General features: G+C 70.0%; 19 protein-coding genes. 13 read left to right on the top strand and 6 right to left on the bottom strand.

Annotated features, from left to right (window positions below):
* Positions 1 to 21 precede the first annotated feature (21 nt).
* Genes ABZ725_RS20510 through ABZ725_RS20485 form a run of 6 tightly spaced genes read left to right on the top strand, consistent with a single transcriptional unit; the run spans position 22 to position 9,673 of the window.
* Positions 22 to 1,308, top strand: coding sequence for an extracellular solute-binding protein (locus tag ABZ725_RS20510; RefSeq protein WP_358804014.1), 1,287 nt, complete (start codon positions 22 to 24; stop codon positions 1,306 to 1,308).
* A gap of 1 nt (position 1,309) precedes the next feature.
* Positions 1,310 to 2,272 (top strand): sugar ABC transporter permease, encoded by a 963-nt coding sequence (locus ABZ725_RS20505; RefSeq protein ID WP_351912725.1) that lies wholly within the window; start codon positions 1,310 to 1,312, stop codon positions 2,270 to 2,272.
* Positions 2,273 to 2,284: 12 nt separating this feature from the next.
* On the top strand, positions 2,285 to 3,121 hold the full coding sequence (locus ABZ725_RS20500) for a carbohydrate ABC transporter permease (protein ID WP_358804013.1): 837 nt from the start codon (positions 2,285 to 2,287) through the stop codon (positions 3,119 to 3,121).
* Positions 3,118 to 6,093, top strand: coding sequence for a glycoside hydrolase family 2 TIM barrel-domain containing protein (locus ABZ725_RS20495; RefSeq protein ID WP_358804012.1), 2,976 nt, complete (start codon positions 3,118 to 3,120; stop codon positions 6,091 to 6,093). The genes ABZ725_RS20500 and ABZ725_RS20495 overlap by 4 nt, the downstream gene beginning before the upstream one ends.
* Before the next feature lie 37 nt (positions 6,094 to 6,130).
* A complete protein-coding gene (locus ABZ725_RS20490; protein ID WP_358804011.1) occupies positions 6,131 to 7,984 on the top strand; it encodes a LamG-like jellyroll fold domain-containing protein in 1,854 nt (617 codons plus the stop codon).
* Between the two features lie 21 nt (positions 7,985 to 8,005).
* Positions 8,006 to 9,673: a PHP domain-containing protein gene (locus ABZ725_RS20485; RefSeq protein WP_358804010.1), complete on the top strand. Its 1,668-nt coding sequence runs from the start codon at positions 8,006 to 8,008 to the stop codon at positions 9,671 to 9,673.
* 166 nt (positions 9,674 to 9,839) lie between these two features.
* Here ABZ725_RS20485 and ABZ725_RS20480 read toward each other — a convergent pair whose 3' ends face one another.
* The 4 genes from ABZ725_RS20480 to ABZ725_RS20465 are packed head-to-tail and all read right to left on the bottom strand — an operon-like array spanning position 9,840 to position 13,645.
* Positions 9,840 to 10,295 (bottom strand): MaoC family dehydratase, encoded by a 456-nt coding sequence (locus ABZ725_RS20480; RefSeq protein WP_351912715.1) that lies wholly within the window; start codon positions 10,293 to 10,295, stop codon positions 9,840 to 9,842.
* A 27-nt stretch (positions 10,296 to 10,322) separates the two neighbouring features.
* The gene (locus tag ABZ725_RS20475; protein WP_358804009.1) at positions 10,323 to 11,828 is read right to left on the bottom strand and encodes a long-chain fatty acid--CoA ligase; all 1,506 of its coding nucleotides are present in this window, start codon (positions 11,826 to 11,828) and stop codon (positions 10,323 to 10,325) included.
* A 12-nt stretch (positions 11,829 to 11,840) separates the two neighbouring features.
* Positions 11,841 to 12,716 (bottom strand): amidohydrolase family protein, encoded by an 876-nt coding sequence (locus ABZ725_RS20470; protein WP_358804157.1) that lies wholly within the window; start codon positions 12,714 to 12,716, stop codon positions 11,841 to 11,843.
* A gap of 11 nt (positions 12,717 to 12,727) precedes the next feature.
* Positions 12,728 to 13,645 carry an SDR family oxidoreductase gene (locus ABZ725_RS20465; RefSeq protein WP_358804008.1) on the bottom strand — a complete coding sequence of 306 codons (918 nt, stop codon included), beginning with the start codon at positions 13,643 to 13,645 and terminating at the stop codon, positions 12,728 to 12,730.
* A 234-nt stretch (positions 13,646 to 13,879) separates the two neighbouring features.
* On the opposite strand from ABZ725_RS20465, the gene ABZ725_RS20460 reads away from it, so the two are divergent.
* From ABZ725_RS20460 to ABZ725_RS20440, 5 genes are all read left to right on the top strand, one after another.
* Positions 13,880 to 14,341, top strand: a complete 462-nt coding sequence (locus tag ABZ725_RS20460; RefSeq protein ID WP_351912804.1) for a MarR family transcriptional regulator — start codon at positions 13,880 to 13,882, stop codon at positions 14,339 to 14,341.
* A gap of 99 nt (positions 14,342 to 14,440) precedes the next feature.
* The gene (locus tag ABZ725_RS20455) at positions 14,441 to 15,220 is read left to right on the top strand and encodes an IclR family transcriptional regulator (protein ID WP_358804156.1); all 780 of its coding nucleotides are present in this window, start codon (positions 14,441 to 14,443) and stop codon (positions 15,218 to 15,220) included.
* 119 nt (positions 15,221 to 15,339) lie between these two features.
* On the top strand, positions 15,340 to 15,777 hold the full coding sequence (locus tag ABZ725_RS20450; RefSeq protein ID WP_358804007.1) for a GNAT family N-acetyltransferase: 438 nt from the start codon (positions 15,340 to 15,342) through the stop codon (positions 15,775 to 15,777).
* Between the two features lie 386 nt (positions 15,778 to 16,163).
* The gene (locus tag ABZ725_RS20445; RefSeq protein ID WP_358804006.1) at positions 16,164 to 17,411 is read left to right on the top strand and encodes an Ig-like domain-containing protein; all 1,248 of its coding nucleotides are present in this window, start codon (positions 16,164 to 16,166) and stop codon (positions 17,409 to 17,411) included.
* Between the two features lie 292 nt (positions 17,412 to 17,703).
* A complete protein-coding gene (locus tag ABZ725_RS20440) occupies positions 17,704 to 19,098 on the top strand; it encodes a glycoside hydrolase family 16 protein (RefSeq protein ID WP_351912707.1) in 1,395 nt (464 codons plus the stop codon).
* Between the two features lie 114 nt (positions 19,099 to 19,212).
* Here the strand turns inward: ABZ725_RS20440 and ABZ725_RS20435 are convergent, their stop codons facing one another.
* On the bottom strand, positions 19,213 to 20,130 hold the full coding sequence (locus ABZ725_RS20435) for a LysR family transcriptional regulator (protein ID WP_358804005.1): 918 nt from the start codon (positions 20,128 to 20,130) through the stop codon (positions 19,213 to 19,215).
* Positions 20,131 to 20,331: 201 nt separating this feature from the next.
* Here ABZ725_RS20435 and ABZ725_RS20430 point away from each other — a divergent pair, with 201 nt between their 5' ends.
* On the top strand, positions 20,332 to 21,243 hold the full coding sequence (locus ABZ725_RS20430; RefSeq protein WP_358804004.1) for an SDR family oxidoreductase: 912 nt from the start codon (positions 20,332 to 20,334) through the stop codon (positions 21,241 to 21,243).
* A 45-nt stretch (positions 21,244 to 21,288) separates the two neighbouring features.
* Here the strand turns inward: ABZ725_RS20430 and ABZ725_RS20425 are convergent, their stop codons facing one another.
* Positions 21,289 to 22,212, bottom strand: coding sequence for an AraC family transcriptional regulator (locus ABZ725_RS20425; RefSeq protein ID WP_358804155.1), 924 nt, complete (start codon positions 22,210 to 22,212; stop codon positions 21,289 to 21,291).
* Between the two features lie 188 nt (positions 22,213 to 22,400).
* On the opposite strand from ABZ725_RS20425, the gene tkt reads away from it, so the two are divergent.
* Positions 22,401 to 24,476: a transketolase gene (tkt, locus tag ABZ725_RS20420; protein WP_358804003.1), complete on the top strand. Its 2,076-nt coding sequence runs from the start codon at positions 22,401 to 22,403 to the stop codon at positions 24,474 to 24,476.
* Positions 24,477 to 24,491: the final 15 nt, after the last annotated feature.

The following is a 24,491-nucleotide window of genomic DNA, read 5'->3' as shown; positions in this document are numbered from 1 at the left end:
ATCCGAAAGGCGGTGGGAGCTGTGCAGCTCTCACGAAGAGGCCTGCTGCGCGCCGGCCTCGCCGGCACGGCGGCCACGGCGCTCGGCGGCCTGACCACCGGCTGTGGCGTTCCGACCGGCTCCACCGGCAGGAACATGGTCATGTGGTACTGGAGCGGCGGACTGAGTCCGAAGGTCGTCGATCAGGCCAAGGCGCGCTACGACAGCAAGGTGAACCTGCAGGCGATCCAGATCGGCGGTTACTACCGTTCCAAGCTGATGACGACGATGACCGGGCGCGCCCACATCCCGGACATCGCCGGGCTCAAGGGCGAGGACATGGCCTCGTACCTGCCGAACGCCGATCAGTTCGTCGACCTGCGCACGCTCGGGGCGGAGAAGCTCAAGGACCGCTACCTGCCCTGGAAGTGGAACGAGGGCATCGCCGAGGACGGCTCGATGGTGGGCTTTCCCATCGACTGCGGTCCGGTCGCGCACTACTACCAGCCGGCCGCTTTCGAGAAGGCCGGGCTGCCGTCCGAACCGGAGGACGTCTCCAGGGAGCTGGCCACCTGGGACCAGTTCATGGCGGCCGGGGAGCAGCTCAAGAAACGCGTTCCCGGCGCTTTCATCCTGACCGACGCCCTGAGCATCTACGGCATCTCCATCAACCAGACGACCAAGCGGTTCGTCGACAAGAACCGGCACTTCATCGGCGACCAGGAGCATGTGCGCACCGCCTGGGCCCGTGCCGTGGAGGCCACCCGACGCGGACTGGTCTCGAAGATCGTCAACGGGACGCCGGACAACATCTCGGCCACCGAGCGCGGCCTGCTGCCCAGCCAGCTGAACGCCTCCTGGGCGGCCGGCGACATCAAGCTCAACACGCCGAAGACCAAGGGCAAGTGGCGGGTGGCGAGCTGTCCGGGCGGGCCGTCGAACATCGGCGGCTCGTTCCTGGCGATCACCAAGGCGTGCCGTGAACCGGAGCAGGCCTTCGAGATGATCACGTGGATGCTCGACGCGGACAACCAGGCCCAGGGCTTCGTCGACTCGGTCCTCTTCCCGTCGACGCCGGCCTCGTACGCGCTGAAACAGCTGCGCGAACCCGATCCGTTCTTCGGCGACCAGATCACCATGGACGTCTTCGGACCGGCGGCGGAGAAGATACCCGTCGCCTACAACAGCCCGTTCGACGTGGCGCTGAAGACCCCGATCGACGACGAGCTGCGGAACTTCTCCGTCCTCGGCAAGGACGAGAAGCAGGCCTGGAAGGACGCCATGAGCAAGTGCCGGCGGATCGCCGACCACCTGGGGGTGAGCTACTGACATGGCTACCGCACCTGTGCTGGACACACCCCCGCCGCCCGTCGCGGAGCCCCCCGCCGTCCGCCCGTCCAAGGGCATCCTGAGCCACTGGCGGCTCTATGCCGCGATCTCGCCCTTCTATCTGCTGTTCCTGGCCTTCGGGCTGATCCCGGTCGGCTTCTCGCTGTATCTGTCCTTCCACCGCTGGGACGGACTCGGCTCGATGGAGTACGCGGGACTCTCGCAGTACCGCTATCTGGTGTCGGACAGCCAGTTCTGGGGCTCGGTCGGCAACACGCTCGTCATCTGGGCGCTGGCCACCATCCCGATGATCTTCCTGTCGATGGTCACGGCCGTGATGCTCAACTCCGCGGTCCGCTTCAAGAACGTTTACCGCTTCGCCTTCTTCCTGCCGAACGTCACCTCGATCGTGGCGGTCGCGATCATCTTCGGCTCGGTCTTCTCCACCAACTTCGGACTGATGAACGCCGTCCTGCAGGCGGTCGGCCTGGATCAGGTGGCGTGGCTGAACACGCCCTGGGGCATCAAGGTCGCCATCGCCACACTGATGACCTGGCAGTGGACCGGTTACAACGCGATCATCTTCCTGGCCGGTCTGCAGACGATTCCCGGCGAGCTGTACGAGGCGGCGCGGATGGACGGCGCCGGTCCCGTGCAGACCTTCTTCAAGGTCACACTGCCGCTGCTGCGGCCGACGCTGCTCTTCGTGCTCGTCATCTCGACGGTCACCGGGCTGCAGACCTTCTCCGAGCCCCAGGTGCTGCTGCAGACCACGGACAACAACTCGTCGTTCGCGGGCGGCCCCGGTCACTCGGGCCAGACCATGGTCCTCTACTTCTTCCAGCAGACCTTCGACAACAACGACTTCGGTTACGGCGCCGCCGTGGCCTGGGGCGTCTTCCTCGTCGTCATCATCTTCTCGATCATCAACTGGCGCCTGGTGCAGCGCCGGGGCGAAGACTAGGAGGCCCCGACCATGTCGTCCATCAAGGGTTCGAACCGCCGGGGCATCGCCCTGCACATCTCACTGATCATCGGCCTGCTGCTCTCGGTCTTCCCGTTCTACTGGGCCGTGATCATGTCGACGCACTCGTCGACCGAGATCTTCTCCTATCCGCCGAAGCTGCTGCCGGGCTCGCACTTCCTGGAGAACGTCCGCCATCTCTTCGACAACGTCGACTTCTTCGGGTCGATGTTCAACTCGCTGCTCGTGGCCTGCTCGGTGACCTTCCTGGTCCTGTTCTTCGACTCGCTGGCCGCGTTCGTCTTCGCAAAGTTCCAGTTCCCGGGCCGACGTGTGTTGTTCGCGCTGATGATGGCGATCTTCATGGTGCCGGCCCAGCTCTCGGCCATCCCGCAGTTCGTGATCATGGCGAAGATCGGCTGGATCGGCTCGATGACCGCGCTGATCGTGCCGGCCGCGGCCAACGCGTTCGGCATCTTCTGGATGCGGCAGTACATGAAGAGCGCGATCCACGACGAGCTGCTCGACGCCTCCAAGATCGACGGGGCGGGCTTCATGCGCCAGTACTGGCACGTGGCCCTGCCGGTCGTCCGGCCCGGTCTGGCCTTCCTGGGCATCTTCACGTTCATGGGCCAGTGGAACGACTACGCCTGGCCGCTGATCGCCCTCACCAACCCGGACAACGTCACCCTCCAGGTCGCCCTCTCACAGCTGAACGGCGTCCACGGCACGACGGACTACGGAATGGTCATGACGGGCGCGCTGCTGGCACTCATCCCCCTGCTGATCGTCTTCGCGATCGGCGCCAAACAGATCATTGCCGACCTCGGCAAGGGAGCGATCAAGTGACTGACCCGCTGCTGGCGCTCCGCCCCTGGAAGGCACCTGAGGTGACCTCCTGGGGGCGGCTGCCCATGAACGCCGTCGACCGGCGCTCCGGAGCACACTCCCTGGACGGCGACTGGCGCTTCCAGCTGCTGTCCGCTCCGGACGCGCCGGTCGGCGGTGCGTGGTCGTCGACGACCGTGCCCGGGGTATGGACCATGCAGGACACGGACGACCCGCTGCGGGCGACGGTCGACCTTCCGCAGTATCTGAACATCCGTATGCCGTATACAGAATTCCCTCCACTGTCGCCCGCAGACAATCCGACGGGCGTCTACGAGCGGGAGGTGGACGTTCCCGCCGAGTGGGCCGGGCGCCGGATCGTGCTCCAGGTCGGGGCCGCCGAGAGCGTGCTCCTCGTGCATGTGGACGGGCGGCCCGTCGGCATCTCCAAGGACTCCCATCTGGCCGCCGAGTTCGACTTGTCGGGCGTCGTACGCCCCGGCGGGCGGTCCGTCGTACGGCTGACGGTCGTCAAGTGGTCGGACGCCTCGCACATCGAGGACCAGGACCACTGGTGGCACGGCGGCATCACCCGCTCGGTGCTGCTGTACGCCACCGACCCGCTGCACCTGGCCGACGTGAGCGTACGGGCGGCGGCGGACGGGGAGCTGCAGGTCGACTGCCAGGTCCGCGACGCGGGCGGGGCGCTGCCCGAGGGGTGGTACGTCAGCGGGGAGCTGGACGGGCTGGCGCTGACGCAGGACGCGGAGTTCGACCTGGCCAACGCCGAGGACGAGCGAGTCTCCGACTTCCTCGGCGAGGCACGTCTGCGGGCGAGCGTGCCCGAGGTGCGCACCTGGACGGCCGAGACGCCCGAGCTGTACGGGCTGACGGTGCGGCTGCACCGCGCCGACGGCTCCGTCGCCGACTCCTCACGGCACCGGATCGGTTTCCGGGACGTGGCGATCGTCGGCCGGGACCTGCTGGTCAACGGGGAGCGGATCTTCATCCGAGGGGTCAACCGGCACGACTTCCACCCGCTGATGGGGCGGACGGTCTCGGCCGACGACATGCGGGCCGACCTGGTGCTGCTCAAGCGTTTCGGCTTCAACGCCATCCGCACCGCGCACTATCCGAACGACCCCGGGCTGTACGACCTCGCCGACGAAATCGGTTTCTACGTGGTCGACGAGGCGGACATCGAGTCCCACGACCACGCCCATGAGATCGCCGACGACCCGCGCTATCTGAACGCCTTCGTCGACCGCGTCTCACGGATGGTGCTGCGGGACAAGAACCACCCGTCGATCATCATCTGGTCGCTCGGCAACGAGTCCGACTACGGCGCGAACCACGACGCGGCCGCGGGCTGGGTGCGCCGGCACGACACGACCCGGCCGCTGCAGTACGAGGGGGCCGCCAAGCGCGGCTGGGCGGATCCGAAGGTGGCCTCCGACATCGCCTGCCCGATGTACGCACCCCTGGAGGACTGCGTGGCGCACGCGCTGTCCGGGGAGCAGACCAAGCCGCTCATCCAGTGCGAGTACTCCCACGCGATGGGCAACAGCAACGGCACGCTGGCCGACCACTGGGCTGCCATCGAGGCCACCCCGGGTCTTCAGGGCGGGTTCATCTGGGAGTTCTGGGACCACGGCATCCTCCAGGGTGTGAACGACGGAAGACCGGTCGGGCGTGGGGGCGCCGGACTCTACGACAACGGTGTCACCGCGCCCGGCTACCGCTGGGCGTACGGCGGCGACTTCGGCGAGAAGGACCACGACGGCGCGTTCATCGCGGACGGCGTCGTCTTCCCCGACCGCACCCCGAAGCCGGTGATGTACGAGCACCGTGAGCTCGCCGCGCCGGTGCGGCTGCAGGGCTTCCGGCACGAGGGGCTGGTCCTCTCCAACCACCAGCACTTCCGCGGCCTGGAGTGGCTCGCGGGCGAGTGGCAGCTGTCCCTCGCGGACGGTCCGACGCTCACCGCGACCGCCGAGCTGCCGGACCTGCGGCCGGGCGAGACGACCGTGGTACCGGTGCCGTTCGCGCTGCCGGAGGACGGCGGCGAGGCGTGGCTGACGCTGCGGGTGACGACCGCGGAGGACCTGCCGTGGGCGCCGCGCGGCACGGAGGTGTGCGCGCCGCAGGTGCGGTTGCGGGCGGCCGTGCCGACCCGGGACGCCGAGCCTCTCGGGCACGTCGAGACTCCTGGGCACGGCAACACTGCAGGGCACGTCGAGCTCGACGACGACGGACTCCTCGTCCACCCCCTGCTGGCCGCGGCGCCGACGCTGTCGCTGTGGCGAGCGCCCACCGACAACGACGAGTTGGGCGGGATGGCGCTGCGCTGGCGGACCTGGGGCCTGGACTCCCTCGTGCGCAAGCTGGTGTCCGTCCGCCGCGACGGCGACGGGACGACCGTCTTCTCCGAGTACGCCGGCGCCACCGGCGTCGTGCGGCACCGGCAGGTGTTCACACCGGTCGAGGGCGGCATCCGGATCGACGAACAGGCCGAACTGCCCGAGGAGTTCGACGACGTGGCACGGGTCGGCACGGTCTTCGAGACGGTCGCCGGGCCGGACCAGCTGAAGTGGTTCGGGCAGGGCCCCTGGGAGTCGTACCCCGACCGCAGCGGCGGCGCGCCGGTGGGCCATCACTCCCTCCCCGTCGACGAGTTGTTCACTCCGTACCTGCGTCCGCAGGAGAGCGGCGGCCGGCACGGGGTGCGGAGCTTCACGCTCTCGGCGCCGGACGCCACCGGTCTCGCGGTCACGCTGGACGAGCCGCGCCAGGTCTCCGTCACGCGCTACCGCGCCGCGGACCTGACCGCCGTCGCCCACCATGACGAACTCGTGCCCCGCGCCGGCTGCGTGGTGCACCTCGACGCGGCGCACCGCGGCCTCGGCACGGCCTCGTGCGGCCCCGACACCTTCCCCTCCTACCTCGTCGCACCGGGCGTCCACCGCTGGAGCTGGACCCTGCGCGTCCTGTAACACCCGTTCTCTACACGGACTTTCCTACGGAGCACATGTGTGTACTTCGCATGCCCAAAATCCGGGCGAGGCCGCGCAGGCCGGTGCCGGAAGACGCGGATTCCTGAGGGCCACCGCCCTGCTCGGGGCCGCCGCCACGGCCGGCGTCGCGCTGCCGGCCACCGCTGAGGCCGCCTCTCCCGAGGCGGCCTCCGCCAAGTGGCGCCCCGATGCCGACAGCCGCCGCTTCACGCTCGCGGTCATGCCCGACACGCAGTACCTCTTCGACGGTCCGAGCATCGACAAGGAGCCGATCGAGGCGTCCCTGCGCTATCTGCTGGAGCACGGCCGGGACGAGAACATCGTGTTCCTGTCCCACCTCGGCGATCTGACGGAGAACGGGGCGAAGGACGAAGTCGCCGCGATCAGCGAGGCGTTCGCACTGCTCGACCGGCGCGGGGTCGGCTACAGCGTCCTGGCCGGCAACCACGACGTGAAGTCGTCGACGACCGACCAGCGTGGCGCGACCCCGTACCTGGACGCCTTCGGTCCGCAGCGCTTCAAGGGGAAGCCCACCTTCGGCGGGGCCTCCCCCGACGGCTACAACACCTTCCATCTGTTCCGGGCGGCCGGCCGGGAGTGGATGGTGCTGGCGCTGGACTGGCGGCTGTCGGACAAGGGCTACGCCTGGGCCGCCGACGTCCTGTCCCGGCATCCGAAGACCCCCGTCGTGCTGACCACGCACGAGCTGGTCGTCGAGGACGACGCCCTCTCCGCGTACGGCCGGCAGCTGTGGGACCGGCTCATCGCGGACCACGACCAGATCTTCCTGACGCTCAACGGGCACTACTGGCCCGCCGGTCGGGCAACGCGCAAGAACGCGGCGGGACATGACGTCCATCTGCATCTGACGAACTATCAGAACCGTTATTTCGGCGGTGCGGCGATGATCCGCCTCTACCGCTTCGACCTCGACCGGAACGTCATCGACGTGGAGACGGTCTCCCCGTGGATCCTGGGCCGGGCCGCGAAGGGGCTCAACGAGCTGGAGCGGCAGGAGATCGAACTCAGCGGCGACGCCGACCGGTTCTCGGTCGACATCGATTTCGCCGACCGCTTCTCCGGCTTCGCCCCGGCACCGGCCCGGGCGGCGCGTCCGGTGTCGTCGATGCTGGTGCGGGGCACGGTCGCCTACTGGCGGTTCGACGGCCACGACGACGGCACGGCGGTCGCCGGCACGGTCCGCGACCTGTCCGGGCGCGGCAACGACCTCAGTCCGGTCAGTGTCGGGGGTGGCGCGCTCACCTGGTCGTCCGACCACCACCCCGACCAACCCGGCCACGGCAGCCTGGAGTTCCAGGGCTACAAGTCGCCGCTGAAGGGCGCGTACCTGAGGACGGTCGACGGCGCCCCGCTCAACTCGGCGACCTTCAAGGCCGGTTACACCATCGAGGCGTTCTACCGGCTGCCCGCCGACTGGGACGCCTCGCACAACGCCTGGTCCGGTCTGGTCAGCCGCACCGGAACGGGCGGCGCCGCCGGCAAGACCGCCGACGATCCGGACGAGCCGATCGCCACGCTGTCCCTCTCCGACGGACCCGGCCCGCAGTGGGCGGTCCGCCCGCTCAACCAGGAGGGGATCGCCACCAACTGGGGTGACGAGACCGCCCGGGAGAAGTGGTGGCACGTCGCCGTCGTCAACGACGGCAAGCACACCACGATGTACGTCCAGGGCTGCCCGGTGGCCCGCAATCCGCACGCCGTCGCCGTCGGGCTCACCTCGGTCGGGCTGCCCTGGCTGCTCGGCGGTTACGAGTACGCGGGCCGGATCGACCAGATTCTGCACGGCCGCCTGGGTGACGTCCGCATCGTCGAACGTGCGCTGCCCGTCACCTCCTTCATGAACCACTGACCCCCTTTCACGAGGATCACCGTGACCGAGCAGCAGCTGCCCGCCTGGGCCGATCCGTCCGTCTCCCCCGCCGCTCTCGACGCCCAGGGCGTGTCGAGGCGCGGACTTCTGCGCAGCGCCGGCCTGTTCGGCGCCGCGTTCGCCCTCGGCGGGGCGACCACCCCGGCCGTCGCCGCCGCGGGCCAGGGCTACGGCGGCGAGGACCCGCGTCTCGCCTACCTCGTCGGCGACCACCACGTCCACTCCGTCTACAGCCACGACGCCAAGTACACCTTCTCCCAGCAGGCCAAGGCCGCCGCCAGGTACGGCCTCGACTGGATGGTGTTCAACGAGCACTCCAACTTCGGGCACGCCCACTACGGCGCCGCGATGGAGCACAAGGAGATCCTCGAGGCCCGCGCCGAGAACCCGCGCCAGCTGATCTTCCAGGGGCTGGAGTGGTACATCCCGGCCGCCGAGCACTGCACGGTGTTCGCCGCGCCCGGCCCGCACGAGGTGGACCTGCTCACGCAGTTCGAGCTCGCCTACGACGGCAAGCTCCTGGGCTACACCGAGGGCGCGGCCGGCGCGACCGACACCGCCCGCAACGAAGCGCACGCGGTCAAGGCCATCAAGTGGCTGGCCGAGCAGCGCCGCAAGGGCTACGTGGACGACGTCCTCGTCCTCGCCAACCACCCGCTGCGGCTCGGCATCGACTCCCCGCACGAGATGCGGGCCTGGCGCGACGCGGCCCCCGAGATCATGATCGGCATGGAGGGCGCGCCCGGCGCCCAGGGCGCGGCGATCCCCGGCTGGCGCGCGGCGACGTCCATCCGCGGCGAGTACGAGAACAAGCCGTCGGCGCAGTCCTGGGCGGGCTACCCGGCGAACGCCTACCTCACCTACGGCGGCTTCGACTGGGCCACGGCGACCGTCGGCGGGCTGTGGGACTCGATGCTGGCCGAGGGCCGGCTGTTCTCGATCACCACCAACTCCGACAACCACCGGACCGTCTTCGACACCTGGAAGAACGGCGACTGGCCGGCCGGGCAGAACTTCGACAACACCGGCAAGCTGCCCGACCCGGTGAACACCGACACCCCGCAGGCCGGCAGCGACTTCTGGCCGGGCCAGTTCAGCCGCACCCATGTGGGCGTGACCCGCTACGGCTACCGCGCGGTGATGACGGGCCTGCGCGAGGGCCGGGTCTGGCTGGACCAAGGGCATCTGCTCGACGGTCTCGAGGTCCGGCTGCGGCGGGAGCACAGCAACGGGCGGGGCGTCACCCTCGGCGGCCGACTGCGGGTCCGCAAGGGCGAGAAGCTCACCCTGAACATCACGGTCACCAGCACCTCCCGCCCCAACCCCCAGGGAATCCTGCCGGAGTTGGCGCACGTGGACGTGATCCGGGGCGCGGTGCGCGGCGCGGTGTCCGACCGCGACACGTGGCGGGCGCCCGACACGAAGGTCGTCCACACGACCGACGTGAGCGGCCGCAAGGGGACGTACACCCTGCGCGTCACGGTGCCGGTGGGCGACGAGTCCTTCTACGTCCGGCTGCGCGGCAGCGACGGCAACCGGAACGGAACCGGTTACCTGGGCGCCTCCGTGGACCCGCACGGCCCGATCCCCCACGACCCGGGCAACGGCGACCCGTGGGCCGACACCTGGTTCTACTCCAACCCGATCTTCGTGGACGTCGTGCGCTGAGGCGCCCCCAAAGGGGCGCGGGGAACCGCGCGACCAGCCACGACGGTCGCACGGTTCCCCACAACCTCAGCCCAACGGCCCAACGGCCCTACGGCCCTACGGCCCTACGGCGCTACGGCGCTACGGCGCTACGGCGCTACGGCGCTACGGCGCTACAGGCATCAACTCACACGTAGAAGCGCGACAGGCTCTGCAGCACGGCCGCCGGCTTCGCGCCCCCCTCGATCTCGATCGCCCCGTCGACGGTGATCTGCACGCCGCCCGGCACCTCCTCGACCTCGGTCAGCTTCCCGACCAGACGGATGCGTGAGCCGACCTTCACCGGCGAGGGGAACCGCACCTTGTTCAGCCCGTAGTTGACCTTCGTCGTGACGCCCTGGACGTCCAACAGCTCGGTGAACAGCGGGATGAAGAGGGACAACGTGAGGTACCCGTGGGCGATGGGCGCGCCGAAGGGCCCTTCCTTCGCCCGCTCGGGGTCGACGTGGATCCACTGGTGATCGCCGGTCGCGTCGGCGAACGTGTCGATGCGCTCCTGGGTGACCTCGATCCACTCGCTGGTGCCCAGGTCGCTGCCGGCCAGCTTCTTCAGCTCGTCGATGCCGTTGACGGTGATGCTCATATTCCGTTCCTCACAGGTGAGTTGCGTTCAGGAGTTGGTGCCGAACCGGGAGCGCACCCGGGACTTCAGGAGCTTTCCGGAGGCGGTGCGCGGGAGTTCGTCCGCCACCACCACGGACTTGGGGATCTTGTACTTGGCGAGCCGCCCGGACAGCGAGGCCAGCACCTCGTCGGGGTCGAGCGACGCACCCTCCCGGGGCACCACGACCGCGCGCGGGACCTCGCCCCACTTGTCGTCCGACACGCCGATGACCGCGCACTCGACGATGTCGGGATGGGCGAGGAGCAGGTCCTCGATCTCGGCGGGGTAGATGTTCTCCCCACCGGAGATGATCATGTCCTTTATGCGGTCGACGATATGCACGTAACCGTCTTCGTCGATCCGGGCCGCGTCCCCGCTGCGGAACCAGCCGTCGGCGAAGGAGGCGGCCGTCTCCTCGGGCAGCCCCCAGTAGCCGGGCATCACGTGCGGCCCGCGCACGACGACCTCGCCGGTCTCGCCGACGTCGACCGGGGTGAGGTCGGGCCGCAGGACGCGTACGTCGCTGAAGAAGTGCGGGACGCCGGCCGAGCCCGCCTTGCTGATCGAGTGCTCGGCGTCCAGGAACAGGGTGCCGGGGGCCGCCTCGGTCATGCCGTAGCCCTGCAGGAAGGTGAGCCCGCGCTCCTGGTAGGCGGCGATCAGCGGCGTGGACACCGGCGAGCCGCCGCAGGTCAGGATCCGCAGGGAGGACAGGTCGGCGTCCGGCCAGCGCGGATGCCGGGCCACCTGCTCGAACATCGTCGGCACCCCGAACATGAAGGTGATCCGGTGCCGGGCGATCAGGTCGAAGGTGGCCTCCGGATCGAAGGCCTCGACCAGGACGCAAGCGCCGCCCTTGAGGAGCACCGGAAGCGTCAGCATGTTCAGGCCGGCGGTGTGGAACAACGGCGCGGAGACCAGGGCGCGTTCGTCGGCGATCAGGTCGGTGTCGACAAGGACGTTGATCGCGTTCCAGGTGAGGTTGCCGTGCGTGAGCATGGCGCCCTTGGGACGGCCGGTCGTGCCCGAGGTGTACATGATGATGCAGGTGTCGTCGGGGGTGACCGGCGTGTCGATCGGCTCGTCGGAGGCTTCGGCGAGCGCCTTCTCGTATTCGGCGCCGACCTCGACGTACGTCCGCACGTCCGTGTTCCCGGGCAGTCCGGCGACCAGGCCCGCGTGCGCGGGGCCGTAGACGAGGGCCTTGGCTCCGGAGTCGGCGATCTGGTAGGCGATCTCGGGGCCGGCGAGCCGGGTGTTCAGGGGGACGAACACCGCGCCGAGCGTGCCGGCGGCGAACAGGGTCTCCAGGTAGGAGGGGTGGTTGGGGCCGAGGTACGCGATGCGGTCGCCGCGCCGCACGCCCCGGGCCCGCAGGGCGTGGGCCAGGCGCGTGGTGCGTGCATACAGTGTCCGATAGTCCGTCGACTGCTCACCGTGTACCAGGGCGGTGCGGTGCGGGGTCTTGCGGGCCCGGCGTGCGGGCCACGACCCCAGTCCCTCGTTGCGCATCTTCCACGCCCCTTACGGTGTGGTCAGCCCGAGCAGCCGGGCGGCGTTCTCCTTGAGGATCTTCGGCTTCACGTCGTCCTTGATCGTCAGCTTGTCGAAGTCGGCGAGCCAGCGGTCGGGGGTGAGGACGGGGAAGTCGGAGCCGAAGAGGACCTTGTCCTTGAGCAGCGTGTTGGCGTACTGCACGAGCTGCGGCGGGAAGTACTTCGGCGACCAGCCGGACAGGTCGATGTGCACGCCCGGCTTGTGCGTGGCGACGGCGAGGGCCTCGTCCTGCCAGGGGAAGGACGGGTGCGCCAGGATGATCTTGAGGCGCGGGAAGTCGGCCGCCACGTCGTCCACGTGCAGCGGGTTGGAGTACTTGAGCCGGATCCCGCCACCGCCCGGGACACCGGCGCCGATGCCCGTCTGACCGGTGTGGAAAAGGGCGATGGAACCGGTTTCCTCAATCACCTCGTACAGGTCGTACGCGACCGAGCGGTCGTTGGGGAAGAAGCCCTGGATGCTGGGGTGGAACTTGAAGCCCTTCACTCCGTACTCCTCGACCAGGCGCCGCGCCTGTCGCACGCCGGCCTTACCGCGGAAGGGGTCGATGGAGGCGAAGGGGATGAGGACGTCCGCGTTGGCGGCCGCCGCCTCCGCGACCTCCTCGTTCGGGACGGGGGCCGTGCCGGTCGCGGACTCGGCGTCCACCGTGAAGATCACGGCGGCCATCTTCCGCTCCCGGTAGTAGGCCGCCGTCTCCTCGATCGTCGGTTTCCGCTTGCCCTCGACCTTGAAGTAGGCGGAGGACGCGTCGTGCAGATCGTCGTCCAGCGAGGAGTGCCCCTTGGAGGACACCTCCGCGTGGGTGTGGACGTCGATCGCGACCAGTTCGTCGACGTTCATGGAGAGGCTCATCACGCCTCCGGGAACTTGGGGGCCGGGATGCCGACCGTCTGGAGTTCGGCGCCGACCGAGGTGGGGAAGACGTCGGCCAGGCTCTCGGGGGTCCAGCCGCCGTCGGCGTAGGCCGCGCGGATCTCCTGCGGATGCGACCAGAGTGCCACCTTGTCGCCGCCGATGCCGATGGCCTGGCCGGTGATGCCCCGGGCGGCCTCGGAGGCCAGGAAGGGCACGAGCGCGGCGCAGTCCTCGGGGGTGCCGAAGCCCTCGCCCTTGCGCAGGAAGTCCGGGAACGGCTCGCCGTTCTTCAGCGCCTCGACGTACGGCGCGAACGCGGGGATGGTCTCGGTCATCGCGGTCGCGGCGACCGGGACGATCGCGTTCACGGTGATGCCGGCGCGGCCGAGTTCCATCGACCAGGTGCGGGCGAACGCGGCGATGCCGGCCTTGGCGGCGGCGTAGTTCGTCTGGCCGAAGTTGCCGCGCTGACCGGCCGGGGAGCCGACGAGGATCAGCGTGCCGCCCTCGCCCTGCTCGCGCATCCGTACGGCGGCGGCGCGGGCGCAGGTGAAGGTGCCCTTGAGGTGGGTGGCGATCACCGCGTCGAAGTCGTCGTCGGTCATCTTCCACAGCACCTTGTCGCGCAGGATGCCCGCGTTGGTGACCAGGACGTCGAGCCGGCCGAACTCCTCCACCGCGCGGCCCACCAGCCGGTCCGCGGCCTCGGCGGTGCCGACCGGAACCACCTCGGCGACCGCCTTGCCGCCGGCCTCGACGATGGACTTCACAGCCTGCTCGGCGACCGCCTCGTCGACGTCGTTGACGACCACGGAGGCGCCGCGGGCGGCCAGGGCGTGAGCGTAGGCGAGGCCGAGGCCCCGGCCGCTGCCGGTGACGACGGCGACCTTGCCGGAGAGATCGATGCTGGGCACGACGGTGTCCCTTCACATGGGGTGCGGCTTCGAGATCGAAGCTAAGAGCAATAATTGTTGTCGTCAATAGTTGTTGTCCACCTACGGGTGCGCCATGCTGGAATCTGTACGAAGAACCACCCCGAGATCCACCCCGAGTTGCACCCCCGCGATCCACCCCGAGCACCATCCCGAGAACCACCCCCGGAAGGGGCCGAGCCCAGGGAGCCCGCCATCACCCGCCAGGACAACGCCGTGAACGCCGCCCCGATCGACGCGGACGAGCCGTGGATGCGCGCGCTGCACGCGGACACGGGGTACCTGCTCTACCGCCTGGGGCTGCGCTCGGGGCAGGTCTTCAACACGTTCCTCCAGGAGTCGGGGCTGCGGCTGCGCCACTACGCGGTGCTGCGCTTCCTCGCCACCTCCGAACGCGCCCTCCAGCGCGAGCTGAGCGCGCGGCTCGGCTACGACCCCAGCGCGATCGTCGGCCTGGTGGACGACCTGGAGAAGCTGGGCTTCGCCGAGCGACGCCCGGCCCCGGACGACCGCCGCAGCCGCATCGTCGCCCTCACCGAGGACGGCCGCGCCTTCCTGCGCGGCACCGACGAGGCCGGCCTGCGCGTGACGAACGAACTGCTGGACCCCCTGGACCCGGCCGAACGCGAGACACTGCACAGGCTGCTGCTGCGGATCGCCGAGGACGGACTCTCCTGATGCCGTGAGGAGGACCTGATGGGTCGGATGGGTCGGATGGGTCGGATGGGTCGGATGGGCGAGACAGACGAGAGGGACGACATCGGCGAGATCGGCCCGATGGGCCGGGGCGCACTCGCCGGGCACTCCCGCTCCGCGCCGGACCGGCTGCTCGCCGTGCTCGCCGCCTTCGACCACACGCATCCCGCACTGTCCCTGACCGACATCAGCCGCCGCGCCGGGCTGACGCTCTCCACCGCGCATCGGCTGGTGGCCGCGCTGACCGAGTGGGGCGCTCTGGAGCGGGACCCGTCCGGGGCGTACCACGTGGGGCTGCGGCTGTGGGAGGTCGCGGCGCTCGCCCCGCGCGGCCTGGCGTTGCGGCAGGTCGCGCTGCCGTACCTGGAGGATCTGTACGAAGCCACGCACGAGAACGTGCAGTTGGCGGTGCGGGACGGATCCGAGGTCGTCTACACCGAGTGGCTGTCCGGGCGTTCGGCGGTCGGTGTGCACATCCGGGTGGGCGCCCGCTGGCCTCTGCACGTCACCGGCGTCGGACTCGCGCTGCTGGCGCACGGCAGCTCCGAGCTCCAAGAGACCTACTGTGCAGGGACGTTGGCGTCCTACACCGCGCACACCATCACCGATCCGGGGCGGTTGCGCCGGGTGCTGGCCGAAGTGCGGCGCACGGGCGTCGCGGTGAGCAGTCGTCAGGTGACGGAGGACGCCCTGTCGGTGGCCGCTCCGGTGCGCGGTCCGGGCGGTGCGGTGGTCGCCGCCGTGTCGGTCGTCGTGCCGCACGCCGACGCGCAGGTCCCGGTGCTGGCGCCCGCCGTACGCCTCGCGGCCCGCGGGATATCGCGGGCGCTGGGCTGGCAGCCGGAGCGCAGACGGGAGTGAGTCCCGAGGCCGCGAGCCGAGTGTCGGGTGCCGGGTGTTGGGTGCCGGGTGCCGGCGGTGGTCTGCGGGTACGAAACGGGGTTGGTGATCTCGGGATCGCCCGGCGAGAATGCGCAACCATGATCGAGATCGGTTCGCTGGGTCCGGAGGACCGCGCCGCCTGGGAAGTGCTGGCGCGCGGCTACAAGACGTTCTACCGCACAGAGGTGCCCGACGAGGGCTACGAGGAGATGTGGCGGCGCCTGCTGGGCGGCGGAGAGGTGCACGCCGTCGGCGCCCGGGCGGACGGGAGGCTGGTGGGCATGGCGCACTACCTGTTCCACGCCTCGGGCTGGATGGCGGACAGCTGCTACCTCCAGGACCTCTACGTCGACGAGGCCGCGCGCGGCCAGGGTGTGGCACGGGCGCTGATCGGGCGGGTGGCCGACGCGGCGCGCGAGCGGGGCGCCGCCCGCCTGTACTGGAACACCCAGGAGGACAACGCCACCGCCCGCGCCCTGTACGACAAGGTCGCGAACTTCAACGGCTTCATCCGCTACGACTACCCGCTCACGTAGGAGTCGCAGCAGGAATCGCAGTAGGAGTCGCGCAGGACTCACGTCGGATTCGACCGCATCCCGCCAGCGCCGTCCGCATCTCGCTGGTGCCGGCCGCATCCCGCTGGTTCCGTCCGCATGCCGCGGGTGCCTACCGCATGCCGCCGACTCCGACGACCGTGGCGCGCCTGGGGCGGCGCACCAGGTGGACCCCGAGCGCGCCGCTCGGACGCGCGCCCGGCGCGCGTTCAGCACGGCGTCCGGCACGCGTCCCGCACCCGCGTCCGAATGCGCCGCTCAGGCCGTCCTCACAGGAATCTCAGACGGCGACCGGCGGATTCAAAGGATCGCCCCATCTAGGAGGCGCAGGATGCACGCGCAAGGTGGACAACTCAGGAAGGCGTGCCGTGGGCGTCTCGCACATATCGAACCGGTCCGAGCAGCAGTCGCAGGGGTGGTCCCGGCGCGGGATCCTGGCCGTGCTCGGCGCGGTGCCGGCCGTCGCGCTGACCGGGTGTTCCGGGTCGGCGGACGCCTCGGAGAACACGACCGGGACGTCGGCCTCGGCGTCCACGAAGGCCTCGGCGGCCGCCCCGCAGCCGGTGATCTCGGTCACCCCCGCGGACGGCACCACGAAGGCCGCCTTCACCAGCCCCGTCGAGGTCACCGTGACCGGCGGCACGCTCGCCTCCGTGAAGGTGACGGGCAACGACGGCTCGACGCTGGCCGGCTCCCTGGACGCGGCCGGGACCACGTGGACGTCGACGACCGATCCGTACTCCGGCACCAAGTACACGGTCACCGCGCAGGCGGAGGGCGCCGCCGCGCAGACGGCCACCTTCACCACCAAGTCCCCCGGCGAGACCTTCGTCGGCTACTTCACCCCCGAGGCGAACTCCACCTCCGGCGTCGGCATGCCGGTCTCGATCAACTTCTCGCACGCCGTGTCGGACAAAGCCGCCGTGCAGAAGGCGATCACAGTGACCGCCGAGCCGGCCGTGGACGTCGTCGGGCACTGGTTCAGCGACACCCGGCTCGACTTCCGGCCTCAGACGTACTGGGCGGCCGGAACGAAGATCACCCTCGGTCTGCGGTTGAAGGACATCGAGGGATCGGATGGTGTCTACGGTATGCAGTCGAAGGACGTCACCTTCCACATCGGCCGCGCGCAGATCAGCACGGTGGATCTGTCGAGCAAGGAGATGGTGGTCGAGCGGGACGGCGCGACGCCGGCCACCTATCCCGTCTCCGGCGGCGACTCCGACCACACCACCTGGTCCGGGATCATGGTGATCAGCGAGCGGTTCAAGCAGACCCGGATGGAGTCCTCCACGGTCGGCCTCGGCGACGAGTACGACATCTCCGACGTCCCGCACGCCCAGCGGCTGACCACCTCCGGCACCTTCGTCCACGGCAACTACTGGGCCTCGACCTCGGTGTTCGGCAGCCAGAACACCAGCCACGGCTGCATCGGCCTGCACGACGCCAAGGGCGCGAGCGACAGCTCCGTGGCGGGCTACAAGTTCTACGAGAGCTCGATGCTCGGCGACGTGGTGATCGTGAAGAACTCGGGCGAGAAGACCGTCGACCCGGCCAACGGCCTCAACGGCTGGAACCTGTCCTGGGCGGACTGGAAGGCCGGCAGCGCGCTCTAGCCCCTTCGGCCCCCTCACGGTTTAGTCCCCTCACGGTTTAGTCCCCTCGCGGTTCGACCCCCTCGCGGTTCGGTCCCCTCATGGTTCGGTCCGTTTGCGCGGTTCGGTCCGACTAGACGGTTCAGCCCGTTTGCGCGGTTCACGCCGTGAACTTCCGTGCGCCGAAAGGACTTTCTTCGCTTTAACTCTTGACGCCTCTCGGGACGGAGAGCACATTGGGCCCACTTTGAGAGCGCTCTCAAACGCTGTCGAAGGCACCCGCGCCCATCACTCCGTACCCGAGAGGCCCCCCATGAGTGCAACCTCCGGCATACCCAGAAGGCGACGCGCGCTCATCGCCGTACTCAGCACGCTAGGTCTGGCTGCCGCCGCCGCGGCGGTCGTCACCCTGCCCGCGAACGCCTCCGCGCCCACGCCCCCGACCGGCTGGACGCAGGTCTTCCTCGATGACTTCACCGGCGCCGCCGGCACCGGCGTCAGCACCTCCAACTGGCAGTACAGCACCGGGACTTCGTATCCCGGCGGGCCCGCCAACTGGGGGACCGGCGAGGTCGAGACGATGACCAACAGCACCAGCAACGTCTCGCTCGACGGCAACGGCAACCTGCGCATCACCCCGTTGCGCGACTCCGCCGGCAACTGGACCTCGGGCCGCATCGAGACCAACCGCACCGACTTCCAGCCCCCCGCCGGCGGCAAGCTGCGCATCGAGTCCCGACTGCAGATGCCGAACGTGACCGGAACCGCCGCCGAGGGCTACTGGCCCGCGTTCTGGGCGCTCGGCGCGCCGTACCGGGGCAACTACCAAAACTGGCCGGGCGTCGGCGAGTTGGACATCATGGAGAACGTCCAGGGCCTGAACAAGGTGTGGGCGACCATGCACTGCGGCACCAACCCGGGCGGCCCGTGCAACGAGACCACCGGCATCGGGAACTCCGTCGCGTGTCCCAACACGACCTGCCAGTCCGGCTTCCACACCTACACGATGGAGTGGGACCGCTCGGTGACCCCCGAGACGATCCGCTGGTACGTGGACGGGGTCAACTTCCACACGGTCACCGCCAACCAGGTCGACGCGACCACCTGGACCAACGCGACGAACCACGGCTACTTCATCATCCTGAACGTGGCGATGGGCGGCGCGTTCCCGGACGCCCTCGGCGGCGGGCTGGACAGCGCCACCGTGCCGGGGCACCCGATGGTGGTGGACTACGTGCAGGTGCTCCAGGCCGCGGGCAGTGGAACCGGTACCACAACACCTCCCCCGACCGGCAGCCGTGACGCGTACAGCACGATCCAGGCAGAGTCGTACAACAGCCAGTCGGGCACGGCCACCGAGACCACCACGGACACCGGCGGCGGCCAGGACATCGGCTCCCTCGCCAACGGCGACTGGGCGCTGTACCAGGGCGTCAACTTCGGCTCCACGGCCGCGACCCAGTTCAGCGCGCGGGTCGCCAGCGGTGCGGCCGGCGGGGTCAGCGGACTGGTCGAGGTGCGCCTCGACAGCCGTACCAGCACGCCCATCGGCAGCTTCTCGGTGGCCAACACCGGTGGCTGGCAGACCTGGCGGACGATCCCGGCGAACATCAGCTCCGTCACCGGCACCCATGACGTCTATCTGACCTTCACCAGCGGCCAGTCGGCCGACTTCGTGAACGTCAACTGGTTCACCTTCGGCCACTGAACCACTGAACTACTGAACCACTGAACCACTGAGTTACTGAGCCACTCAGCCACTCAGCTACCGAGCACCTGGCAATTCCCCTGGCGGCGCCGGGCGGTTGACCCCCACTACACGTCAACCTCCGGCGTCGTCGCGCTGCTGCTGTGCAGGGGGTGGCACGGTGCCCGTGAGGTGAGTCCGGGCGACTTTGCGGAAAGCGGTTACGAGACGGCTGCGGTCGTCGGCGCGGGTCGCCAGGACGACCTGGCTCGGCGCCACGCCGTCGAGGGGCACGCTGGTGAGGTCGGGCCGGAGGGCGAATCCCGGGGCGGCTGCCGAGACGGCCACCGTCTGTCCCGCCGCGACGAGTTCGAACTTGTCCTCGACCTCGTCCACGTACGGCCCGTCCGGCACCGGGAGTCCGTCGGGACGCGGTTCCAGGCGCCAGAAGGCGTGCCAGGCGGGGTCGGAGCCCCGCACTCGCGGCATGGGCTCGCCGGCGAGGTCGTCGACGGTGACGGACTCCTTGCCGGCCAGGCGATGGTCGAGCGGGACGACCAGCACACGGGCTTCGTCGTAGAGAACACTTACGCGCAGTCCGTCCGTCGGGAACGGGAGCCTGGTGACGACGGCGTCCACCCGGTGCTCCAGCAGGGCCTGCTGTGGTTCGTGCCGGTCCAGGTGCAGCGTGCGGACGTCGGCGTCCGGGTGCATGCGGCGCAGTTCGCGGACGGCCGGGGTGACGATGACGGCCGTGCTGTAGCCGACGGTGAGCCGGCTGGGCTCGGCGGCCGCGCGGGTCTGGGCGGCGGCCTCGGCGGCCGAGCGCAGCAGCGCCCCTGCGCGGGGCAGGAAGACTTCCCCCGCCTCGGTGAGCCGGGTGCCGCGCGGGGTGCGGTCCAGCAGACGTGCGCCCAACTGCTGTTCCAGACGGCGTACCTGGCGGCTGAGAGACGGTTGCGTGATGTGCAGGGCCTGGGCCGCGCGACCGAAGTGCCCATGTTCGGCGACGACGGTGAAGTACCGCACCAGCCGCAGATCGAGGTCGGCCATGAGACCAAGGGTAACCGCCTTCAGTAACGGGCGGCCGGCCTTCCGGATGCCTGGACCTGCGGTGATGCCTGAAACGTATTGCGAGATGCAAAACAGGCCTTGGACCCGGCCCCCGCCCCCTCCGGACGATGGAGGCAGCCCCTGGGGCGATCCCGGGCAACCCCGGGCAACCCCTTACCGAAACAGCTCAAGGAGTGCGCTGTGCGCGTTTTCATCACCGGCGCGACCGGGTTCATCGGTTCCGCCGTCGTTCAGGAGCTCATCGGCGCCGGGCACCAGGTCCTGGGCGTCGCCCGTTCGGACGCGGGCGCGGCGCTGCTCGCCGCCGCCGGGGCCGAGGTGCACCGCGGTGACTTCGCCGACCTCGACGGGCTGGTCAGCGGTGCGGCCGACGCCGACGGCGTCATCCATCTGGCCTTCCAACACGACTTCACCGACTTCGAGGCCTCCGCCCGCACGGAGCGGCGGGCCATCGAGATGCTGGGCGAGTCGCTCGCGGGCTCCGGCCGGCCCTTCGTCGTCACCTCGGGCACCGCGGGCCTGCCGCCGGGCCGGGTGGGCACCGAGGAAGACGGTTTCGTCGCCGACTCACCCGCGGCGGCGAGGATTCCCACCGAGGCGGCGGCCCTCGCCTTCGCCGCCCGGGACGTCCGGGTGTCGGCGGTGCGTCTCGCGCCCTCGGTGCACGGCGTCGGGGACCACGGTTTCGTCCCGCGGTTGATCGATCTCGCCCGGGAGCGGGGCGTCTCGGCGTACGTCGGCGACGGCGCCAACCGCTGGCCCGCCGTGCACCGGCTCGACGCGGCCCGGCTGTACCGGCTGGCCCTGGAGTCGGCCCCGGCGGGCACCCGGCTGCACGGCGTCGACGACGAGGGCGTGCCGTTCCGCGAGATCGCCACAATCATCGGCCGTCGCCTGGACCTGCCGGTGACCGCGATCCCGGCCGCCGAGGCGCCCGCCCACTTCGGCTGGCTCGGCGCTCTCGTCGGCCGTGACATCCCCGCGTCCAGCGCCGGGACCCGCAAGCTGCTGGACTGGCAGCCCGAACATCCCACGCTCCTCGCGGACCTGGCGGAGGGGCACTACTTCGGCCAGGCGGGCGCCCAGGCCTGACCCCGCGTCGGCCACAACAGCCGCACCGGCACACCCCGGTCCGCCTCAGCGCAGTTCCGCGCGGAAGGCCACCGGGGTGTGTCCCGTGTGCAGTTGGAAGAACTTGGAGAAGTTCGCCGCGTCGGGGAAGCCCACCGCCACGCCGACCCGGCCGATCGGCAGATCCGTGTGGGCCAGGAGCCGCTTCGCCTCCAGGACGACCCGCTTGTCGATGAAACCCTTGGGCGTCTCGCCGGTGGCGGCGCGGACCGCGCGCACCAGGGTGCGGCGGGAGTAACCGAGGGCGTCGGCGTAGGCGCTGACGCTGTGGTTGGTCGCGAAGTCCTCCTCCACGGCGTCCCGGAACAGCGTGAAAGCGGTTCCCGCCGCGCGCCGCGACGCCTCCTCGCTGCTCGCCGCGAGGTGCGCCAGGCGTAGCAGGAACGCGGTCAGGGAGTGCCGCAGCACCGCCGTGTGCAGGCTCACGGGCAGGGTGCCGCCGGCGCCGCCGTCGTCGTACTCCCGCTGCAGGTACGTCAGAGCCGCGCGCAGACCGGCGAGCTGAGCCTCGTCCGGGTGCAGCAGCGGCGGCAGGTCGTAGCGGTACAGGCCGGTGGCCTCGACGGTGGCGCGCGGCAGGAAGCCGGGCTGCATGGTCAGGACCGTTCCGCGGTACCGGCTCGACCTCGAGAAGCGGTGCACCTGGCCGGGGCGGATCCACAGCAGGTCGCCGGCCGTCGCCCGGTGCTCCGCGAAGTCGATCATGTGGCGGACGGGACCGTCGTCGAAGAGCATCACCACGTGGAAGTCGATGCGGTGGACACGGTCCAGCGGGGCGTCGGCGGGCCAGGTCCGGTCGGCGCCGCGCGCGCCCAGAGGCCCCATGGGACCCACCTGCATGCCGACGCCGCCGACGCTGTGCTCGACGGGGAAGGGCAGGGTTCTGATGCCCTCGCCACCGGCTCCGCCTTGGGTAGTTGTGTCCACGATGTCCCTCTTTTGCTGCACAGTCGCCGCCCGGTATCGCTCGGTATGGCTCCGTGCCGCTCATCTGTCACCTGCGGGTGTCCCACTTTCACCACAGGCTGACACAGGAAGACCTTCCCCCGTAAAAGTCAGACTTTTACTTTTGAACGCGTAAGGCCAGCTGAACCGCTTCCATCGAGGACTTCTTGAAGATGAGCACGCAGACACCGCACCGTTTCGAGTGGACCGACATCGACCGGCGTGCCGTCGACACCGCACGCCTGCTGGCGGCGGACGCCGTGCAGCAGGTGGGAAACGGCCATCCCGGAACCGCGATGAGCCTGGCGCCGGTCGCGTACACGATCTTTCAGAAGGTGATGCGGCACGATCCGGCGGATCCGGAGTGGACCGGTCGCGACCGCTTCGTCCTGTCCCCCGGCCACACCTCGCTGACGCTGTACACCCAACTCTTCCTGGCCGGCTACGAGCTGGAGCTGGCGGACCTGAAGAGCTTCCGGACGCACGGCTCGAAGACCCCCGGCCACCCCGAGTACGGGCACACGGCGGGCGTCGAGACGACGACCGGCCCGCTGGGCCAGGGTGTCGCCAACGCGGTGGGCATGGCGATGGCCGCCCGCTACGAGCGCGGCCTGTTCGACCCGGACGCGCCGCAGGGCGAGTCGCCCTTCGACCACACGATCTGGGCGATCGTCTCCGACGGCGACCTGGAGGAGGGCGTCTCCGCGGAGGCGTCCTCGATGGCCGGCCACCAGAAGCTCGGCAACCTCGTCTTCGTCTACGACGACAACCACATCTCCATCGAGGGCGACACCGCCACCGCGTTCTCCGAGGACGTGCTGAAGCGCTACGAGGCCTACGGCTGGCACACCCAGCGCGTCGAGCCGACCGAGGACGGCGACGTCGACGTCCGTGCCCTGCACGCGGCCCTGACGGCCGCGCAGGCCGAGACCGGACGTCCCTCGATCATCTCGCTGCGCACGATCATCGCCTGGCCCGCCCCGAACGCCCAGAACACCGAGGCCTCGCACGGCTCCGCCCTGGGCGCCGAGGAGATCGCGGCCACCAAGCGCGTCCTCGGCTTCGACCCGGAGCAGACCTTCGAGGTCACAGACGAAGTCCTCGCCCACACCCGGGCCGCCCTCGACCGAGGCGCCGAGGCCCACGCGGCCTGGGACAAGCAACTCGACGAGTGGCGCGGTGCCCAGCCGGAGCGCGCGAAGCTGTTCGACCGGGTCGTCGCAGGTCAACTCCCCGACGGATGGGAGGAAGCGGTGCCGGTGTTCGAGGCCGGGAAGTCCGTCGCGACCCGTGCGGCCTCCGGCAAGGTGCTCCAGGCGCTCGGCGCGGTCGTCCCCGAGCTGTGGGGCGGCTCCGCCGACCTCGCGGGCTCGAACAACACCACCATCGACAAGACGTCGTCGTTCCTCCCCGCGGGCAACCCGCTGCCGGAGGCGGACCCGTACGGCCGCACGATCCACTTCGGCATCCGCGAGTTCTCGATGGCCGCCGAGATGAACGGCATCGCCCTGCACGGCAACACCCGTATCTACGGCGGCACCTTCCTCGTCTTCTCCGACTACATGCGCAACGCCGTACGCATGGCGGCGCTGATGCAGCTGCCGGTCACGTACGTGTGGACGCACGACTCGATCGGTCTCGGCGAGGACGGCCCGACCCACCAGCCGGTCGAGCACCTGGCCTCGCTGCGCGCCATCCCCGGTCTGAACATCGTCCGCCCTGCCGACGCCAACGAGACGGCGATCGCGTGGGCCGAGATCCTGAAGCGGCATGCCACGCATCCCGCCCCGCACGGCCTGGCCCTCACCCGTCAGGGCGTCCCGACCTACGCGCCCGACCCGGACGCGGCGAAGGGCGGTTACGTCCTGGCGGACTCCTCGACCGAGACGCCCGACGTCGTCCTCATCGCCACCGGTTCCGAGGTGCAGCTCGCCGTCGCCGCGCGGGAGGCGCTGGAGGCGGAGGGGATCGGGGCGCGGGTGGTGTCGATGCCGTCGGTGGAATGGTTCGAGGAGCAGCCGCGCGAGTACCGCGACAGCGTGCTGCCGCCGTCCGTGAAGGCCCGGGTCGCGGTCGAGGCGGGCATCGGCCTCACCTGGCACCGGTTCGTGGGCGACGCCGGACGCATCGTCTCCCTCGAGCACTTCGGCGCCTCCGCCGACGCCGAGACCCTGTTCGCCGAGTACGGCTTCACCGCCGAGAACGTCGCCGCAGCGGCGCGGGAATCACTTTCCGCAGCGCGTGGTTGATCCGAACGCCCGAAA

The organism is Streptomyces sp. NPDC006872 (genome assembly GCF_040635845.1).
Classification (GTDB): Bacteria; Actinomycetota; Actinomycetes; order Streptomycetales; family Streptomycetaceae; genus Streptomyces.
The sequence above is the reverse complement of the archived record's forward strand: the minus strand, read 5'-3'. Positions and strand labels throughout refer to the sequence as shown.

Bases quoted from the DNA above. Each gene is read 5' to 3' on its own strand.
- ABZ725_RS20450 (WP_358804007.1), top strand. From the start codon at position 15,340: ATGATCGAGATCGGTTCGCTGGGTCCGGAGGACCGCGCCGCCTGGGAA.
- ABZ725_RS20435 (WP_358804005.1), bottom strand. From the start codon at position 20,130: ATGGCCGACCTCGATCTGCGGCTGGTGCGGTACTTCACCGTCGTCGCC.
- ABZ725_RS20470 (WP_358804157.1), bottom strand. From the start codon at position 12,716: ATGAACGTCGACGAACTGGTCGCGATCGACGTCCACACCCACGCGGAG.
- ABZ725_RS20475 (WP_358804009.1), bottom strand. From the start codon at position 11,828: ATGCGCAACGAGGGACTGGGGTCGTGGCCCGCACGCCGGGCCCGCAAG.
- ABZ725_RS20480 (WP_351912715.1), bottom strand. From the start codon at position 10,295: ATGAGCATCACCGTCAACGGCATCGACGAGCTGAAGAAGCTGGCCGGC.
- ABZ725_RS20455 (WP_358804156.1), top strand. From the start codon at position 14,441: ATGGGCCGGGGCGCACTCGCCGGGCACTCCCGCTCCGCGCCGGACCGG.
- tkt (WP_358804003.1), top strand. From the start codon at position 22,401: ATGAGCACGCAGACACCGCACCGTTTCGAGTGGACCGACATCGACCGG.
- ABZ725_RS20505 (WP_351912725.1), top strand. From the start codon at position 1,310: ATGGCTACCGCACCTGTGCTGGACACACCCCCGCCGCCCGTCGCGGAG.
- ABZ725_RS20500 (WP_358804013.1), top strand. From the start codon at position 2,285: ATGTCGTCCATCAAGGGTTCGAACCGCCGGGGCATCGCCCTGCACATC.
- ABZ725_RS20440 (WP_351912707.1), top strand. From the start codon at position 17,704: ATGAGTGCAACCTCCGGCATACCCAGAAGGCGACGCGCGCTCATCGCC.